This is a genomic window from Bradyrhizobium sp. SSBR45G, from assembly GCF_030159255.1.
Lineage (GTDB): Bacteria > Pseudomonadota > Alphaproteobacteria > Rhizobiales > Xanthobacteraceae > Bradyrhizobium.
Genome location: NZ_BSCT01000011.1, coordinates 90,739 through 107,510, shown reverse-complemented (window position 1 = coordinate 107,510; position 16,772 = coordinate 90,739). Strand labels below are relative to the sequence as shown.

Here is a 16,772-nt window from a genome sequence, read left to right as displayed (position 1 = left end):
CGGTGCTCCCGGCAAGGTGCGATTTGTATCCAACTTGCAATTTGATGGGAGAGGGCCATGGCGTTCTGGCGCTGGCTGCGTGGTGCAGCCCTGGCAGCTGCGGTAGTCACGGTTGTCGGCAACACTGCATCCGCGGCCGGCTTGAAGGAAGAAATCGCGCCAACGGGCAAGCTCCGGGTCGCCATTGCGGTTGGCCCGGCCGGTGGTGCGTTCTGGTGCGTCAAGTCCGACAGCGGGTTCTCGGGCGTTCCTGTTGAGCTCGGCAAAGCCATGGCCGCCCAGGTCGGTGTCCCCGTCGAGTTCGTCGAACATCCGAACTCCAACGCGATCACGGATGAGGCCGGCAAGGGCACCTGGGATGTGGCGTTCATGCCGAAGGACGCCGATCGCGAGACCAAGGTCTCGTTCGGTCCCGTGTACGACTCGGTCGAAACGACGTTCATCATCCGCGCCGGTCTCGACGTCGCCAACATCGCATCACTCGACCAGGCCGGACACGAGATCGCGGCCATCAACGACACGACCGTGCTGCGGGGCGCAAAGGCCTACCTCAAGAAGGCGACCGTTACCGGCTTCAAATCCTATGAGGAAGTCTATGCGCTCTTGAGCGCGGGCGAGATCGATGCGCTGGCGCTCGCGCGTGATCAATTGACCCTGCTGGCCAAGCAGATCCCCGGCACCAAGGTGCTGAGCGAGACCTTCAAGAAGACCGACACGGCGGTGGCGGTGCCGCAGAAGCGCCCGCAGGCGCTGGCCTTCGTCACCAAGTTCATGACCGAGGCGAAGACGAACGGCCTCCTCAAGAAGGCCTATGGCGCCAATAATCTGAGCGAGTCGACGTTGTTCACCCAGTGAGCGCTTCCGCCTGGCCGGCAACGGCGTTCATGGCACTCTCCCCAGGCCGAGAGCCGGGGAGAGATCGTCGTTTTGGTTTCGATCCGATCGGATCAGTTCGGCGACTTCTTCACGATCGGCTCGAGCCCGCTCTCCACGATCGTCTTGCGCGCATCCGGTGATGTTAGGAACTTGATCAGCGCCTTGCCGGCCTCCGGCTCCTTCGCAGCCGTTGCGATGCCGGCGGAGAACACGGTGATCTTCTGCAGCCCGGCCGGCAGCGCTCCGACGATGTCGATGCCATGCACCGGCTTCAGCTCGCTGATCTGCTGGAAGCCGATCTCCGCTTCGCCCTGCGCCACGATCTCGCCGACCGGCGTGGCCGGGATCATCCGCGCCTTGCCCTTCATCTCCTCCTTGATGCCGAGCTTGTCGAACATCTCGGTCGAGACATACACGCCGCTGGCACTGTCCGAATAGGCGATGGTCTTGGCGGCGATCAGCATGCGCTTGACGGCGTCGGCGTTCGAGATGTCGGGATGCGGCGTCCCCGATTTCACGGCGACGCCGATCGGGGAATTGGCAAGATCGACATGGCTGTCGGGCATCACCTTGCCCTTGGTGGTGAGATCACTCAGCGCATAGCCGACCATGATCAGGACGTCGGCCGGCTCGCCGCGCTCGAGCCGCATCGGAATCGCATTCGTCGTCGTTCCCATCGAGGGGCCGTAGGCAATCGTGACCTTGTGGCCAGAGCGCCGCTCGAACTCCGGTACCAGGGATTTGAACGCAGCGGTCATGCCGCCGGAGATCATCACGTTGATCTCTGCGGCCTGGGCCGCTGTGGACAGGACAAGGGCGGCCGAGACGGCGAGGCCGAGGGTACGGAGGCGGATCGGGAAGGTCATGGCAGGCTCCGGGGCAGACGGCTGGAGAGCGCCTGGATAGCCCGGCCGCGCCGCGAAGGCCAGCCTGGGCCCAGTCACGCATCCGGCACGAGAGCCGGATGCGGGTCAATGCAGAGTTGGCGATCGCGATGCCGGCAGCCTCGCTTGCGGCGCTGCCGTGTTTGCAATGCGGCGAACCGCAATCGCGGCCCCCGCAGCTCAGCCGGCCTGATAGGCCGGCGCCGACGCCAGGAAGTCGCCATAGGCGTCGGCATCGGGCGGTGTGAACATCTCGGCCAGCGGGTTTCGCTTCGTTCGCGTTGCGCCGATATCGGCCAGCAGCTCGTCAAAATGCTTGAAGTGATAGGGGGCGACGCATAGTCCGCCATAGACTCCCGCTGCCGGACGTTCGACCCGCTTGAAGTGGAGCATCATCTCGATGTTGTCGCGCATCTCGCGCTCGCTCGGCTGCTGCGCCAATTGCTTGTCGGCGTAACGGACCAGCCAATGCGCGGCCATGTCGGCGCAGAGCACGGTGCAGAAGCTGGAGTTGAAACCGACAAACCCCATGTCGGGCAGGTCGGGACTGGCGATCAGCCGGTACAGCCGGTATTGCCCGTCGGGATCCACCAGCTTGGTGCGGTCAGCCTCCGACAGGAAGGGAACGCCGAGCTTGTAGCCGATCGCCAGCACCGCGACATCGGCCGCAATTCGCTCGCCGCCTTTTGCCACGATCGTGTTCGGCTCGTAGTGATCGAAGGTGCCGAGCACCGCCTTGATGCGGCCATCGGCGACCATCGGGAAGAAGTCGGGCGTCGCGATCGGCACCGAGCAGTTGACGCCGTCCTCGATCCGCTCCTTCGGCACCATTTTGCATTTGGCGAGCTTGAGCTGCGCCTTGAGCAGGCTTTCGAGGCCGCGCCAGTTCGCCCAAACCAGCGGCTTGGCCAGAACATGCGCGAGGCGCGAGAGCGGGCCGATCCCCCAGCTCGCGAACATCTGCTCCTGGGCGCGGATGTAGAGGATGTGCTTGAAGTTGATCAGGCCGCCGATGAAGTAGGGGATGCGCCACACCGGCTCGCGAAACACGATCGTCACCGAGCGCGCGCCCGCGCGGACAGCGTTGACCGCGATGTCGGTCGCCGATTTCGAGCCGCCGAGCACGACGACGTTGCGCCCCCGAGCGATGCCGGCGTCGTTGTATTTGGACGAGTGCATGATCTCGCCGCCGGCGGCCTTGAACTGATCCTCGCCTGGAAGAGAGAGCGTCTGCGGCTCGTTGAACTGTCCGGTGCACACGGCCACGAAATCGAACTCCTCGCGGCTCGCGAGATCCCCGGTCTTGAGATCGAGCGTCCAGCCGGGCCTGCCGTCCGCGCGCCGCTGCATCGACAGAACGGTGGTGTTGAGCCGCATCAGCCGCGTGAGGTCGTGGCTTCTCGCGTAGTCCGCCAGGTAGGCGTAGACCTGCGGCCCCTTCGGCCATTCCGGATAGCTGTCGGGCATCGCCTTGTCGGTGTAGCGATAGAGCTCCTTCGGGCTTTGGGTCTGCACGTCGGGATAGGAGCGCGCCGGCTCCCAGACGCCGCCGAGATCGGCGCTGCGTTCGACGATGGTGACGTTGTGGCCGCGCGCCGTGAATGCCTTGGCGGCGGCGAGGCCGGATACGCCGGCACCGATCACGCAGACGTTCTTTCGAGTGATCATGGGACCTCCTGTTGTCGAGCGCGCAGCCGCGTCCGGACAGCCGTCGCCGGCCGCGCTGCTGGAGCTCGCTGAAGAAATTGACGATGAGGAAGGTCGCCCGGCGCGACCGAAGCATGCGACGCCGGCGGAGCGGCCAGTGTCACATCATGGCGAGGATGGCCCCGCCGAGCAGAAGCCGTTCAGGGGATGCACCTGCTCATGCTGCAGGGCGTTCAGAACTGATCGCGCTCATCGCGCGCCGCACTGCAGCGATGAGAGGTGCGCCCGACGGCGGACGGTGCCGCCGATCAGTCATTGGCTTCGGGCGGCAGGAAGTCGACCTCATGCTGCGCCGAGATCCGCACGATCTCGGCTGGATCGGCGAGATTGTCGAGCATGTTGAACAGCGCTTCCAGCTTCTGCATTGGCGACACCCAGAACAGCGCACGCGCCGGCTTGTCGGATTTGTTGAAGTAGCCGTGCGGAATGCCGCGCGGCAACCGCACGAGATCGCCGGCCTGCGCCTTGACCCAGACGCCGTCGAGCTTGAGGTCGAGCACGCCCTCCTGCACCAGGATGAACTCGTCCTGGGTGGGATGGATGTGCACCGGCACGAACTGCCCGGGCTCGCTGTTGGTCTCGAACGCGAAGGTGGAGTCGGTGACGGCTTTGGGGAAGTAGAGCTGACCGAGGATGTTCCAGGTCTTGCCGGCATAGCCGGTGCCGGCGGGCGTGATGCCTTTTTCGAGTGTGGTCATGGCGGATCTCCTTGCTGCACACGCAGGTGAGGATCGAGCCGCCGCGGCGCCGAGTCTATCCGGAAAACGAATCCCTCGACGCCAGATGCTAATTATTATAGGTTTCAAATGATTTCGACGGACGATGTGAGCCATGACTGCAGGTGCAGCCGCTGGTCGTAGTTGGAAAGAGGCCGCATCGCCGCGGCTCTCGGCCTTTTGCCGTGTTGCAACGCACGATGTCGATGAGGCGGCTGAACAAATAGGCCGCATCTTCTGTCCGCACGGGCTGCAGCCGAAGGCAGATACTGCGCGGGATTTCCTCGCATTGCATAATTGTGCGGCATTCGACGGCTTCTCGATCAACTACGTCGCCTATGGTGGCGTGGTCACCATTGATCCCGGCTGCCTCGATCGCTTCTTCCTCGTTCAGCTTCCCTTCGCAGGAACAGCCAGCGTCCAGACCTGCGGACGGGAGGTCGCAACCGCTCCGGATGGCGCGGCCTCCTTGTTGTCGCCGACGAGGCCGACGCGCATGGTGTGGCACGATTGCGCACAGCTCATCCTGCTGCTCGACCGACGCCTGGTCGAGCAGCGCGCCGCGGCGTTGTCCGGTCGAACGGTGCAGCCGATCGAGTTTGATCCCGCGGTCGTGCTGTCGGGGCAGCATGGCGCGCGGCTCCGGGCTCACATGCTCGAGCTCACGGGCCTTGCCGAACGTCTCGGCGGCGGGCGCCGTCTCTCATCCATTGCGGCTGCAAACTGGCGCGAAACCCTGCTGGACATCCTGTTCGAGCAGCCGAGCGATGGTTTGTCGGAGGCGATCAGGCTCTATTCCGGCCGGAGCGAGGCGCTGCCGCAGGCCGTGCGCAGCGCCCGCGATCGTCTCGCCGCACAGGCTGCCGAACCGCTCGATTTGGCGCAGCTTGCCGCCGCCGCCGGGGTTGGCATCCGTGCGCTGCAGGCCGGCTTCCGCCGGCATTTCGGCATGTCGATCTCCGACATGCTGCTCGACATCCGGCTGGCCCGGCTGAATGCGCAGCTGATGACGGCCGCGCCGGAGGCGCGGATCATCGATCTCGCCTTCGAGCTCGGCTTTAGCCATCTCGGTCGAATGGCGGGCGCCTATCGCGGCAAGTTCGGCGAGACGCCGTCAGCGACCTTGCAACGCGTGCAGCGCGGCCACGGCCGGCTCACGAATTGACGTGCACGAAGTCGCGCAGCAGCGGATAGATTTCGTTATTCCACTTCTTGCCGCTGAACACGCCGTAGTGACCGACGCCGGCCTGCATGTGATGCACGCGGCGATAGGCGCGCACATTGGTGCAGATGTCCTGTGCCGACAGCGTCTGGCCGATCGAGCAGATGTCGTCGCGCTCGCCTTCGACGGTCATCAGGCCGATGCGCCTGACAGCCTTGGGATCGACCGGATTGCCGCGATGCATGAGCTTGCCCTGCGGCAGCAGATGCTCCTGGAAGACGTCACGGACGGTCTCGATGTAGAACTCCGCCGGCAGATCCATCACGGCGAAATATTCGTCGTAGAAGGTCTTGATGGTTTCGGCCTTCTCGATCTCGCCCTTGGCGAGATGGTCGGCGAGATCCATGTGCTGCTTGACGTGGCGTTCGAGGTTCATCGACACGAAGGCTGTCAGCTGCACGAAGCCCGGATACACCTTGCGGAACGCGCCGCCGCATTGGAAGGGCACGTAGTGGATCAGGTTGTTCTCGAACCAGTCGATCGGCTTGCTCTTGGCGAAATCGTTGACCTTGGTCGGCTGGACCCGCGTATCGATCGGCCCCGCCATCAGGGTCAAGGTCGCCGGCCGTGACGGGTGGTTGCCCTCGCACATCACGGCGGTTGCCGCCAGCGCCGAGACCGACGGCTGGCAGATCGCGACCATGTGCGGCCGCGGCCCGAGCTGGCTGAGGAAGGTGATCAGATGATCGGTGTAATCTTCCAGTCCGAAGCGGCCATGATTGCGCGGAATGTCGCGCGGATTGTGCCAGTCGGTGATGTAGACGTCGTGGTCCTGCAGCAGCGTCTTCACCGTGCCGCGCAGCAGCGTGGCGAAGTGGCCGGACATCGGCGCAACCAGCAACACCTTGGGCTGATCCGGCGCGCCATCCTTCTTGAAATGCAGCAGCGAGCCGAACGGCGTCTTGAACGTGACCTCCTCGGTGACCGCGATCTCGCGATTGCCGACCATCACGCTGTCGATGCCATAGGCCGGGCGGGCATAGGTCAGCGCCGAGCGCGAGATCAGCTCGAGCGCCGCCGACAGCCGGCGCATGGCGCGGCTGGAGAGACCCGATGGGATCAGATTGAGATAGCGGAGCGCCGCCGCTGCGCCCTGGCGCCACGGCTCGGTCAGGTCCATGTGATTCTGGTAGGTTTGGTACAGCAGCGCCATGTGGTCCCGTCCGTCACTCTAACTTGACATATGCAATATCGGAGCCAGAGGCGGAGAGTCTTGCCTCAAAAACTGGCATGTCGCTTGCTGCGTGAAATCACTGGAGTATCCGGCTCCGGAGCTGATCCTGAGCCGGTAAGGGACGCCGGCACGGATGGCGGCCGAACGACAAACGACAAGAGGGCAGGGCGACATGGCCAAAGCGACGTTGACGATCAGCAGCAAGAATTACTCGTCATGGTCGCTGCGCGGCTGGCTGCTCGCCAAGTTTGCCGGGCTCGATTTCGACGAGGTGGTCGTCGGTCCGGACGACGCGTCGGCGCGTGCCGAGATCCTGCTGCTGTCGTCCTCGATCCTGGTACCGTGCCTGCGGCACGAGGGCGCCACGATCTGGGATACGCTGGCGATCGGGGAGTATCTCAACGAGGTGTTTCCTGATGCCGGTCTGCTGCCGCCCGACCGCATCCAGCGTGCGCATTGCCGCTCGATTTCAGGCGAAATCCATTCCGGCTTCACCACGTTGCGGGCCTCGCTGCCGGTCAATCTCAAAGGCCATTTCCCAGGATTCAAGGTCTGGACCCGGGCGCAGGCCGACATCGACCGCATCTGGGCGATCTGGCGCGACTGCCTGGACAAGTCGGGCGGCCCGTTTTTGTTCGGCCAGCAGCGCGGCATGGCGGACGCCATGTATGCGCCTGTCGTGACGCGCTTCGTGACCTATGACGTGAAGCTCGAGCCGCAGCTCAAGGCCTATGCCGACCTGATCATGGCGATGCCGGAAATCCACCAATGGATCGAGGCGGCCAGGGCCGAGCCCGAGGAGATCGAGGAGCTCGAGGTCGAGTACTAGCCGTCACGCGGCCCGCGGCTGGCGCCGATGGCCGCGTTCGATGTCGCCGAAGGAGCGTGAAGCGGCTCATCGCTCGGGCAGATGCTGCCCAATTTGAAGCCGAATGGGCGCATCCGGCGCACATGGCAGGACGCTTGGCCATCTTGCGAGCGCATGCATCGCGTCAGCAAAAGCCTGTTGTTAACAATCAGTTCGGATCGGCGCCGGGCGCTCGATCCGGCAATGCTTGCGCTGCGAGCAGGGCATGGCGCGGTTTTCGCATAGCACAATGGGCTTTCGGGCGTGGTGGCCAGCGTGGCCGATCGATGGGCCGCAAGGGTTGCCGATGCCGCGATCAACCGGTGGAGGCCGTCATGAACCAGCATGCAGTGGTGACCAAGTTCTCGCACGTGAAGCCCGAAGACACCGACTACAAGGGCGGTGGCTTGCGTGACTTCTTCCTCTACCGCGATCTCGGCATCGCCGACGCCACCGGCGGCCAGGTCATCTGCCATCTCGTCAAGGCCAACCCGGATTGTCCGCCGGTCGACGGCACCGGCTGGCACCGGCATGACTGCGACTTCCAGATCGTCATCATGATGAAGGGCTGGGCACGCTTCATGTACGAGGACAAGCCGACCTTGGTGAAGGCCGGCGACGTCGTGCATCAGCGCCCTGGCATTACGCACTACCTGTACGATTATTCCCCTGACATGGAATATATGGAGATCGTCAGCCCGGCGGACTTCAAGACCGTCGAGATGCCGCCGGCCACCGACAATGTGCCGCCGGTGACGCCCTGGAGCTGATCTGCAGCGAATCCCGCGACGCATCTGTTAACCACCGGGGCCCGGCTGCATCTCCGCGGACGGGCCCCGGCGTGATAGCGACGACATGATCTGGTGGGTCGTGGCGATTGAAGCCGAGATCTAGCCGTGAACAGGCGTCGGACCTTGCGCCGCCGCTGATTCGGCCGCGATTCGTTCCAGACGCGTTCCGAATATTAAGCGCGTCCATGATCTGCGTCGCGTTTTGAAACAGGCGGCTGCTGGGTCGGCGCTCGACGAGGCCCTGGCCACGATTCTGCCGCCTGCAGGCGCCTAGTCACGGCCGGCGATGCCGCCATTAAGCTTTGATGTCGGTTCGTTGCGCCGCTGCGCGAGGAGCCGTCACGATCTGGTGGGTCGTGCCGCCAGAGGCTCACATCTAGCCGTGAACAGGCGTCGGACCTGGCGCTGCCGCCGATTCGGGCGCGATTCGTTCCAGTCGCGTTCCGAAGGTTAAGCTCCTCGCTTGCGGCGTCACAAACTGAAACAGGCCTGCTCGCATCATCGGTGGTGAACGATGCCTGCGGAGGCTCCGCTGTGCCGCCGCGACGATCATCGAGGCGCGCGCCGTGCAGCACCGATCATTCCCGCGTCGTAGCGAATCGTTCCTCTCGACGCTCGCGACGGCGAGATTTTCGTGGTCCCGGTGATTCGTCTCTGTGGCGATCGGGGTCTGACGTGCTGGTGCCGGCAGATCCGTATTTGGGTTGTCGCCGGCATTCTGCCGGTCGCCTGTCCCGCCGTGTGATCAATTTGTTCGAAACGAAATCTGCGGCAAGACCGGCCCTGAGCAGAACCCAGGGCCCGGTGTGATCAATAAGACGAAGCGCGATCGGCAACGAAGCTCGGCTGCGGACGGCGTCCACTGCGCTCGTCATAGCGCGCGCGCGGGAAGCGCCAGCCGATGACGGTGGCTTCGAGCGCACCGCCGGATTCCTTGTTGTGCCATTTGCCGTCAACATAGAAGCAGGGGAACGGCAGCTGATAGGTGCCGCTGTGATCTTCGCACAGCACCTCGACCGTCTGTCCGGGCGGCGGCTCACCGCTGCCGTCGAATTGCGCCAGCCGTTTTTCGCGCGTAGCCATTCTGTCCATCTCCCTAAAAACGGGTCCCAGCCCGGAACTTCAATGCGCGATTGAGGTCTCAGTATGGTATCAATCAGGAAACCCCGTCAGTTCCATGCAAAATCATGTGTTGGGCAAGCCAATGAGAAAATTGTGATGAGAATATTCGTTGCCGTGAGTGTGCTCGCAATGTGTGTGAGCTCTGTCCGTGCGCAGGATATTCCTGGCATCGAGATCTGCACTGCAGAAAAGGCGATGGACCGCCGGACATCATGCCTGCAGAGCAACATCGATTTCCTGCAGAAGACGATGACCAAGCAGTCACTCGATCAGCAGCAGAAGCTCGATGCCGCGAATCGGCAGATCCAGGCGCTGAAGGCCGCCTTGATCTCGCAGCAGGGCGCGATCGATGAGCTGAAGGCATCGCAGGCGAAGCTCGCCGACGAGCTGAAGAAGAAGGCCGATGCGCCGCCGAAGGACGCGACGCCTGCGAAGCCCGCCAGCAAATAAGGGGGCGAAGAGACAGCAATAATTATCAAGCTTGCGCGGCTCGAAATGCGCATGATCTTGGGCGTCGTCAGGAGAGGTCCGTGTTCACCAACCCGGCACAGAAGGCGCTCTGGTATATCGAGAGCCATCTGTCGGCGCCGTTGTCGCTCGACGACATCGCTGCGATCGCCGGCGTATCGCGCTTCCACATCGTGCGCGCGTTCGCCGCGGCGACCGGCGTCTCGGTGATGCGCTATGTCCGGCTGCGCCGTCTCAGCGAGGCGGCGCGTGCCCTGGCCGGCGGTGCGCCGGACATTCTCAGTCTGGCGCTGGAGGCGGACTACGGCTCTCACGAAGCGTTCACGCGGGCGTTCCGTGATCAGTTCGGCGTCACGCCGGAAGCGGTCCGCGCCGCTGCGCGCCTTGAAGGACTCGCACTGCAGGAGCCGATTCTCATGGACCAGACTCCGCTCGATGATCTCGCCGCCCCGCGCTTCGTCACGTCGGAGCCGCTGCTCGTCGCCGGACTCGGCGACCGCGTCAGCGTCGACAACGGCGCCGGCATCCCGGCCTTGTGGCGGCGCTTCAACGAGATCGTGCACGAGGTTCCGGCGCGTCGCGGCGTGGTGGCCTATGGCGTGTGCTGCAATGGTGACGATGCCGGCAATTTCGACTACATCGCGGGCGTGGAGGTGACCGATTTTTCCGACCTGCCGCGGACCTTCAGCCGCGTGCGGGTTCCGGCGGCGACCTTCGCGGTGTTCACCCACTCCGGCCACATCTCGTCGATCCGCCGCACAGTCCATACGATCTGGAATCGCTGGCTGCCGCAGTCGGGCTGCACGGTCGCCGACGCGCCGAACTTCGAGCGCTATGATCAGCGGTTCGATCCGGTGACCGGCAATGGCGGTTTGGAAATCTGGCTGCCGGTGATCCGCTGAACGTCGCGCGCGGCACCGACTTGCGTCGAGACGCTGCAGGCGCCTGCCGTAGCAGGGCTGCTCTGCGGTGCCGCGGTCGGCTGCTTGCTTGGCAAGCCGTACCGGCTTTGCGATAACCTCAAGCATAACAACAAGCCGCTGCGGTGCGGCGTGACAAGCGGGAGGTCGTCCGATGTCCAACATGCGTGTGCTCGCCACCGATCTGGAATTTCCGGAAGGGCCGGTGGTGATGCCCGACGGCTCGGTGGTGCTGGTCGAGATCCGCGGCAAGCGCCTGACGCGGGTGTTTCCCGACGGCCGCAAGGAGATCGTGGCGCAGATTCCCGGTGGTCCCAATGGCGCCGCCCTCGGGCCCGACGGCAAGATCTACATCTGCAACAATGGCGGCTTCTCCTGGATTCCGGCCGGCAAGATGATCATGCCCGGGCCGCAGCCCGAGGATTATCAGGGCGGCTCGATCCAGCGCGTCGATCTGCAGAGCGGCGCGGTCGAGACCGTCGTGACGCGCTGCGGCGAGCATGCGCTGCGCGGGCCGAACGACCTCGTGTTCGACCGTCACGGCGGCCTGTGGTTCTCCGACCTCGGCAAGCGCCGCGCCCGCGACATGGATGTCGGCGCGTTCTATTACCTCAAGCCCGGCATGGGCGAGATCGTCGAGGCCGTCCACGGCATCCTGCCGGCCAACGGCATCGGCCTGTCACCTGACGAAAAGACCGTCTACATCGCGGAGACGCCGACCGCACGCCTGTGGGCCTATGATCTCTCCGAGCCGGGCACGGTGAAGCCGCGCGAGGTGATCTATCGTGGCGAGCGCGGCCGCCCCATTGCAGGCCTCGGCGGCTACCAGATGTTCGATTCGCTGGCGGTGGAGGCCAACGGCAATGTCTGCGTCGCGACGCTGGTCTCCGGCTGCATCAGCGTCATCGCGCCGGATGGCACGCTGGTCGAGCAGGTGCCGACCGGCGACCGCGTCACGACGAACATAGCCTTCGGCGGCCCCGAGCTGAAGACGGCCTACATCACGCTGTCGGGGAAGGGCGAGCTGGTCGCCATGGACTGGCCGCGGCCCGGCCTGCCGCTGAATTTTCTGAACAAGTAGGGACAGCTGGGCATCGTCATAACGCGGCGCGGATGATAACGACCAACGTAGACCGTTCTCGCAATTGCTCCTCATGGTGAGGAGCGCCGCAGGCGCGTCTCGAACCATGAGGCCCCGGTTACGGCCTCATCCTTCGAGACGCAGCGCTTGCGCGCTGCTCCTCAGGATGAGGGGAAGGAGTGTCAGATGCCCTTTCTCGAACCAGTCACCCTCAGTGGCCCGCATGCCAGCCTTGCGCCGCTGTCACCGGACCATCACGACGCGCTGGTCGAGGCCGTCCGCGACGGCGAATTGTGGAACCTGTGGTACACGGCAGTTCCGAAACCCGAGACCATGGCCAGGGAGATCGAGCGCAGGCTCGGCCTGCTCGCCGCGGGGAGCATGCTGCCGTTCACGGTGCTCGACGCCGACGGCAAGGTCGCCGGCATGACCACCTACATGAACGTCGATGCCGCCAACCGCCGCGTCGAGATCGGCTCGACCTGGTATGCGAAGCGGGTGCAGCGCAGCGCGCTCAACACCCAGTGCAAGCGGCTGCTGCTGGCGCACGCCTTCGAGGCGATGGACTGCATCGCGGTCGAATTCCGCACCCATTTCTTCAACCACCAGAGCCGGCGCGCCATCGAGCGGCTCGGCGCCAAGCAGGACGGCATTCTGCGCAGCCACCAGATTGCGCCCAATGGCACGCTGCGGGATACCGTCGTCTACAGCATCACCGCGGCGGAATGGCCGACCGTGAGGGCGCATCTCGACTACCAATTGAATGACAAGCCGCGCTGATCGCGCTATGGGCCCTTGCTGCGCGAAGCGGCCAGGATGATGAGACCGGGACGACAGACGAGATGGATATTTTCGACTATGTGATCGTGGGCGCCGGCTCCGCCGGCTGCGTGATCGCCAGCCGCCTCAGCGAGGATCCCTCGGTCACGGTCTGCGTGCTGGAGGCCGGTCCGCGCGACTGGCATCCCTACATCCATATGCCGGCCGGCTTCATCAAGACCTTCTACATGAAGAGCATCAACTGGGGATACCAGCAGGAGCCGGGCCCCTACACCAATGGGCGCAGCATCTATGCGCCGCGCGGCAAGACGCTCGGCGGCTCGTCCTCGATCAATGGCCACATCTACAATCGCGGCCAGCACCAGGATTTCGACACCTGGGCGCAGATGGGCAATCGCGGCTGGAGCTATTCCGACGTGCTGCCGCACTTCAAGCGCATGGAGAAGCGGATCGGCGCCGGCGACGACCAGTATCGCGGCCGCGACGGCAAGCTGCAGGTCACGACGATGGAGTGGCAGGACACGCTGTGCGAGGCCTTCATGGAGGGCGCAGTCAGCCTCGGCATTCCGCGCAATCCCGACTACAATGGCGCGATCCAGGAGGGCGTGTCCTACGCCCAGCGCACCATCCACAAGGGCCGCCGCGTCTCGGCGGCGACCGCGTTCCTGCGCCCGGCCGCCAATCGGCCGAACGTCGAGGTGCGCACCCATGCGCATGCCACCGGTGTCGTGTTCGACGGCAAGCGCGCGGTCGGCGTGCGTTATCATCGCGGCGGGCGCGGCGGCGTGCCGGTCGAGGTGCGCGCGCGCAAGGAAGTCATCCTGTCGGGCGGCACCTACAACTCGCCGCAGCTGCTGCAGCTCTCCGGCATCGGCGCGCCCGCGCTGTTGCAGGAGCACGGCATCGAGGTGCGCCACGCGCTGCCCAGCGTCGGCGAGGGCCTGCAGGACCATTACGCGCCGCGCACCGTGGCGCGCGTCAAGAACATCAAGACCATCAACGAGCTCGCGCGCGGCCTCAATCTGTGGGGCGAAGCGCTGAAATGGGCGGTGACACGGAAGGGCATCCTGTCGCTGTCGCCGACCATGGTGTACTGCTTCTGGCATTCCGGCGAGACCGCCGAGAGCTCCGACCTGCAGCTCACCTTCACGCCGGCGAGCTACAAGGAGGGCGTGCAGGGCCAGCTCGAGGACCAGCCGGGCATGACGGTGGCCTCGTGGCAGCAGCGCCCGGAGAGCCGCGGCTATGTCCGCATCCGCTCCGCTGATCCGTTCGATCAGCCGCTGATCCAGACCAACTATCTCACCGCCGAGCTCGACCGCCGCGTCATCGTCGCCGGCATGAAGCTGGCGCGGCGCCTGCTGGCGTCGGCCCCGCTCGCGCCATACTATGCCTATGAGGACTTCCCCGGTCCCAAGGTGAACAGCGACGACGAGTTGCTGGCCGCCGCGGTCCAACGCGCCACGACCACCTTCCACCCCGGCTGCTCATGCCGCATGGGCCCGGCGGAGTCCACCTGGGCCACGGTCGACGATCAGCTCCGCGTCCACGGCCTGCAAGGCCTGCGCGTCGCCGACGCCTCGATCATGCCGCGCATGATCTCGGCGAACCTCAACGCGGCGACGCTGATGATCGGCGACAAGGCGGCAGATATGATCCTGGGCAAGGCGGCAGTAGCGGAGAGCCTGTCGGCGTAGGGCGGGGGACGTCCCAACACTAAGTCCTTTGGAGTCGAGCTCCCGCCGCGTTGACGGTGAGCTCCCCTCCCCCTTGCGGGGAGGGGTCGGGGGTGAGGGTCTCCGGGCGCTGACCTAAGTTGTAAACCGGCGCTTGGCAGATTTGATTTGGTGCTTGGGCATCGAGTCGTCCATCGAGGAGTTGAATGTCTCGCGCGCACGCGATCGCACATCATTGAAAGTCGGATTCGTGGACCCCCACCCCCGACCCCTCCCCGCAAGGGGGAGGGGAGCTCACCGCCGGTGTGGCAGACAGCGGCTGCACTTCCGATCAAGAGCCTGACTACTTCACCAGCCGGAATCTCCCGCCCTCGACCTTGATCAAAAACGCCGAGCGCTCGTCGTAGCCGTTGTGGTCGGTCGGGCTCATGGTGGAGAGGCCGTTGTTGAGATAGACGTCCTTGCCGCGCTCGAGTTCGTCGCGCAGCGCGGCGCGAAACTCCGGCGTGCCGGGCTTGGCCGCCTTCAGCGCGCCGGGGATCGCGCCTCTCAATAGCGTCACCGTGTCCCAGAGATGCGCGGCAAAAATGTTCGGCTTGTCGCCATTGGCGGCCTGGTAGGCCGACACGAAGGCATCGTTGGCGCGGCGGAATGGATCCTCGGGCGCGAGATCGTCGGCGATCGAGAAGGCCTCGCCGGCGAAGATGGCGCCCTCGACATTCTCCTTGCCGAGCTTGATGAACTCCTGCGTCGCCACGCCATGAGTCTGGAAGATCTTGCCGGCATAGCCGCGCTCGCGCAGCGCCTGCTGCGGCAGCACCGCCGGCGTGCCGGCCGAGGCGATGAACACCGCATCCGGATTGGTCGCGATCACCTTCAGCGCCTGGCCGGTGACGCTGGTGTCGCCGCGCGCATAGACCTCGTGGGTGGTGACGGTGATGCCAAGTTTCGGCGCCAGCTTCGTCACCTCCTGATAGTAGCCCTCGCCATAGCCGTCGGAGACGCCGATGAAGCCGAGCGTCTTCACGCCCGTCTTGGAGATGTATTTGAGCATCGCCGCGGCCATGATGTCGTCATTGGGCACCACCTTGAACGCCCATTTGCGCTTGTCGTCCATCGGCTGCACGATCGCGGTCGACGCCGCCAGCGACAGCAGCGGCGTCCGGCTTTCCAGCGCGACGTCGAGCATCGGCATGGTCACCGGCGTCAGCGACGAGCCGATGATGACGTCGACGCCGTCCTGGATGACGAGGCGTCGCGCATTCTGCAGCCCCTTGACGCTGTCGGATTCGTCATCAAGCGCGATGTAGACGATCTTCTCGCCGCCGATCTCCTTCGGCAGCGCGGCGACCGCCTTGATCTGCGGCTGCCCGAGCGCCGAGCCCGGCCCGGTCGCCGACACCACGATACCGACCTTGATGTCGGCCTGGGCGGCCGTGCCCAGCGCCAGCATGGCAGCCATCCCGAGCGCAGTGAGCGCGGCTCTCATCGCGGTTCCTCCCCATTCAGCGTGTCCGGCACATGGCTGGCCGAACTTCGACCCGCGGAGGTTAGCCGCGCCGCGGCCGCCCGTCTGTCCCCGTGGTTGGTGACGCCGTGCGGCGCTTCCAGGCCGGGCGGGTTGCTGCTAGGCTCGAACAAACAGAACATCCGGGGAGGACCACCATGGCGGCCATCGGGCCCGGTGTCGATGCGTCGGGCGCCGTGAGCGCCTTGGTGCTGGCTATCGGCCGGCCATCGTTTCCCGACGTTCTGATCGACACGTTACGCACGGTCGCCGATGTCGGCCATTGCATGGTGTTCACCTTCGAAAGCCAGCGCTCGGCGCGCTGCCTGCTCAGCGCCGGCAACATCGCGATCGGGCCTGACCTCGGCGCCGCCTATTCGGAGCATTTTTACAGCGCCGATCCGAACCGGGACATGATCTTCCGCCAGCGCGCGGAGGCGCGACCCATCCTGCTGCCGAACTTCGCGCGCCGCATGTATCCGAAGGGCTATCGCAAGCTGTTCTTCGAGGATTCGGCGATCGTCGACAAGGCGGCCACCGCGATCTGGGTCGGCGATCACTGCACCTATGTGAACTTCTATCGCACGGCCGCTCAAGGCGGCTTTGCGCCGGACGAGCGGCAGCGCATCACGGCTGCGGCGCCGCTGATCGGCGCCATCGTCGCGCGCCATGGCCAGGAGCGTGGCGCGGCGATCGATCCGGCCGACAAGCTCGCAGTGCTGTTCGCAGCCGGCGGCCCGCTGTCGGTGCTGACCGCGCGCGAGAAGGACGTCTGCCGCCGCATCCTCGAAGGCTTCAGCTCGGAGGCGATCGCGGGCGATCTCGGCATTGCCTTGAACTCCGTGTTCACCTATCGCAAGCGCGCCTATGAGAAGCTCGGCATCGCCTCGCAGAACGAGCTTTTCGCGATTGCCTTGCGGCTGATGACGGCGCCGCAGCCGCTGAACTGATGCCGGCATCCCGTCTGTCACCCATCACCGGGACAGACGGTCTCGGCATCT

The 16,772-nt window shown here is 65.0% G+C and carries 16 protein-coding genes; 10 read left to right on the top strand and 6 right to left on the bottom strand.

The genetic code is table 11. From position 1 onward, the window contains the following. Positions 1-57 precede the first annotated feature (57 nt). Complete coding sequence (locus tag QQL87_RS15840; RefSeq protein ID WP_284419777.1) at positions 58-855, top strand: transporter substrate-binding domain-containing protein; 798 nt, start codon at positions 58-60, stop codon at positions 853-855. Positions 856-947: 92 nt separating this feature from the next. Here the strand turns inward: QQL87_RS15840 and QQL87_RS15835 are convergent, their stop codons facing one another. The 3 genes from QQL87_RS15835 to QQL87_RS15825 form a co-directional block, all read right to left on the bottom strand. After that, positions 948-1,742, bottom strand: coding sequence for an extracellular solute-binding protein (locus QQL87_RS15835; protein WP_284419778.1), 795 nt, complete (start codon positions 1,740-1,742; stop codon positions 948-950). A 198-nt stretch (positions 1,743-1,940) separates the two neighbouring features. Beyond that, complete coding sequence (locus tag QQL87_RS15830; RefSeq protein WP_284419779.1) at positions 1,941-3,428, bottom strand: flavin-containing monooxygenase; 1,488 nt, start codon at positions 3,426-3,428, stop codon at positions 1,941-1,943. A gap of 287 nt (positions 3,429-3,715) precedes the next feature. Further along, entirely contained in the window at positions 3,716-4,165 is a 450-nt protein-coding gene (locus QQL87_RS15825; RefSeq protein ID WP_284419780.1) for a cupin domain-containing protein, read from the bottom strand. Between the two features lie 133 nt (positions 4,166-4,298). Between QQL87_RS15825 and QQL87_RS15820 the strand changes: the two genes are divergently transcribed. Then, positions 4,299-5,348: an AraC family transcriptional regulator gene (locus QQL87_RS15820; RefSeq protein WP_284419781.1), complete on the top strand. Its 1,050-nt coding sequence runs from the start codon at positions 4,299-4,301 to the stop codon at positions 5,346-5,348. Here the strand turns inward: QQL87_RS15820 and QQL87_RS15815 are convergent. Further along, positions 5,338-6,558 (bottom strand): polyhydroxyalkanoate depolymerase, encoded by a 1,221-nt coding sequence (locus tag QQL87_RS15815; RefSeq protein WP_284419782.1) that lies wholly within the window; start codon positions 6,556-6,558, stop codon positions 5,338-5,340. The two genes, QQL87_RS15820 and QQL87_RS15815, sit on opposite strands and share 11 nt — an antisense overlap. 193 nt (positions 6,559-6,751) lie before the next feature. On the opposite strand from QQL87_RS15815, the gene QQL87_RS15810 reads away from it, so the two are divergent. Further along, positions 6,752-7,408, top strand: a complete 657-nt coding sequence (locus QQL87_RS15810; RefSeq protein WP_284419783.1) for a glutathione S-transferase family protein — start codon at positions 6,752-6,754, stop codon at positions 7,406-7,408. 353 nt (positions 7,409-7,761) lie between these two features. Beyond that, positions 7,762-8,196 (top strand): cupin domain-containing protein, encoded by a 435-nt coding sequence (locus QQL87_RS15805; RefSeq protein WP_284419784.1) that lies wholly within the window; start codon positions 7,762-7,764, stop codon positions 8,194-8,196. 831 nt (positions 8,197-9,027) lie between these two features. On the opposite strand, the gene QQL87_RS15800 is transcribed toward QQL87_RS15805, so the two are convergent. Then, positions 9,028-9,300, bottom strand: a complete 273-nt coding sequence (locus QQL87_RS15800; RefSeq protein ID WP_284419785.1) for a hypothetical protein — start codon at positions 9,298-9,300, stop codon at positions 9,028-9,030. 135 nt (positions 9,301-9,435) lie between these two features. On the opposite strand from QQL87_RS15800, the gene QQL87_RS15795 reads away from it, so the two are divergent. From QQL87_RS15795 to QQL87_RS15775, 5 genes are all read left to right on the top strand, one after another. Further along, positions 9,436-9,789: a hypothetical protein gene (locus QQL87_RS15795; protein WP_284419887.1), complete on the top strand. Its 354-nt coding sequence runs from the start codon at positions 9,436-9,438 to the stop codon at positions 9,787-9,789. 80 nt (positions 9,790-9,869) lie between these two features. Further along, positions 9,870-10,709 (top strand): AraC family transcriptional regulator, encoded by an 840-nt coding sequence (locus tag QQL87_RS15790; protein ID WP_284419786.1) that lies wholly within the window; start codon positions 9,870-9,872, stop codon positions 10,707-10,709. A 172-nt stretch (positions 10,710-10,881) separates the two neighbouring features. Further along, positions 10,882-11,808 (top strand): SMP-30/gluconolactonase/LRE family protein, encoded by a 927-nt coding sequence (locus QQL87_RS15785; RefSeq protein WP_284419787.1) that lies wholly within the window; start codon positions 10,882-10,884, stop codon positions 11,806-11,808. Between the two features lie 186 nt (positions 11,809-11,994). Beyond that, on the top strand, positions 11,995-12,588 hold the full coding sequence (locus QQL87_RS15780) for a GNAT family N-acetyltransferase (protein WP_284419788.1): 594 nt from the start codon (positions 11,995-11,997) through the stop codon (positions 12,586-12,588). A 62-nt stretch (positions 12,589-12,650) separates the two neighbouring features. Then, complete coding sequence (locus QQL87_RS15775; RefSeq protein WP_284419789.1) at positions 12,651-14,285, top strand: GMC family oxidoreductase; 1,635 nt, start codon at positions 12,651-12,653, stop codon at positions 14,283-14,285. Between the two features lie 322 nt (positions 14,286-14,607). On the opposite strand, the gene QQL87_RS15770 is transcribed toward QQL87_RS15775, so the two are convergent. Further along, positions 14,608-15,753: an ABC transporter substrate-binding protein gene (locus QQL87_RS15770; RefSeq protein ID WP_284419790.1), complete on the bottom strand. Its 1,146-nt coding sequence runs from the start codon at positions 15,751-15,753 to the stop codon at positions 14,608-14,610. Between the two features lie 176 nt (positions 15,754-15,929). On the opposite strand from QQL87_RS15770, the gene QQL87_RS15765 reads away from it, so the two are divergent. Further along, complete coding sequence (locus tag QQL87_RS15765; protein ID WP_284419791.1) at positions 15,930-16,721, top strand: helix-turn-helix transcriptional regulator; 792 nt, start codon at positions 15,930-15,932, stop codon at positions 16,719-16,721. The last annotated feature ends 51 nt before the right edge of the window (positions 16,722-16,772 follow it).

What these genes read in the sequence shown, in the direction of transcription:
- QQL87_RS15830 (WP_284419779.1), bottom strand. Translation starts at nt 3,428, where the DNA reads ATGATCACTCGAAAGAACGTCTGCGTGATCGGTGCCGGCGTATCCGGC.
- QQL87_RS15795 (WP_284419887.1), top strand. Translation starts at nt 9,436, where the DNA reads ATGAGAATATTCGTTGCCGTGAGTGTGCTCGCAATGTGTGTGAGCTCT.
- QQL87_RS15840 (WP_284419777.1), top strand. Translation starts at nt 58, where the DNA reads ATGGCGTTCTGGCGCTGGCTGCGTGGTGCAGCCCTGGCAGCTGCGGTA.
- QQL87_RS15800 (WP_284419785.1), bottom strand. Translation starts at nt 9,300, where the DNA reads ATGGCTACGCGCGAAAAACGGCTGGCGCAATTCGACGGCAGCGGTGAG.
- QQL87_RS15825 (WP_284419780.1), bottom strand. Translation starts at nt 4,165, where the DNA reads ATGACCACACTCGAAAAAGGCATCACGCCCGCCGGCACCGGCTATGCC.
- QQL87_RS15805 (WP_284419784.1), top strand. Translation starts at nt 7,762, where the DNA reads ATGAACCAGCATGCAGTGGTGACCAAGTTCTCGCACGTGAAGCCCGAA.
- QQL87_RS15835 (WP_284419778.1), bottom strand. Translation starts at nt 1,742, where the DNA reads ATGACCTTCCCGATCCGCCTCCGTACCCTCGGCCTCGCCGTCTCGGCC.
- QQL87_RS15785 (WP_284419787.1), top strand. Translation starts at nt 10,882, where the DNA reads ATGTCCAACATGCGTGTGCTCGCCACCGATCTGGAATTTCCGGAAGGG.
- QQL87_RS15820 (WP_284419781.1), top strand. Translation starts at nt 4,299, where the DNA reads ATGACTGCAGGTGCAGCCGCTGGTCGTAGTTGGAAAGAGGCCGCATCG.
- QQL87_RS15780 (WP_284419788.1), top strand. Translation starts at nt 11,995, where the DNA reads ATGCCCTTTCTCGAACCAGTCACCCTCAGTGGCCCGCATGCCAGCCTT.
- QQL87_RS15765 (WP_284419791.1), top strand. Translation starts at nt 15,930, where the DNA reads ATGGCGGCCATCGGGCCCGGTGTCGATGCGTCGGGCGCCGTGAGCGCC.
- QQL87_RS15770 (WP_284419790.1), bottom strand. Translation starts at nt 15,753, where the DNA reads ATGAGAGCCGCGCTCACTGCGCTCGGGATGGCTGCCATGCTGGCGCTG.
- QQL87_RS15775 (WP_284419789.1), top strand. Translation starts at nt 12,651, where the DNA reads ATGGATATTTTCGACTATGTGATCGTGGGCGCCGGCTCCGCCGGCTGC.
- QQL87_RS15810 (WP_284419783.1), top strand. Translation starts at nt 6,752, where the DNA reads ATGGCCAAAGCGACGTTGACGATCAGCAGCAAGAATTACTCGTCATGG.
- QQL87_RS15815 (WP_284419782.1), bottom strand. Translation starts at nt 6,558, where the DNA reads ATGGCGCTGCTGTACCAAACCTACCAGAATCACATGGACCTGACCGAG.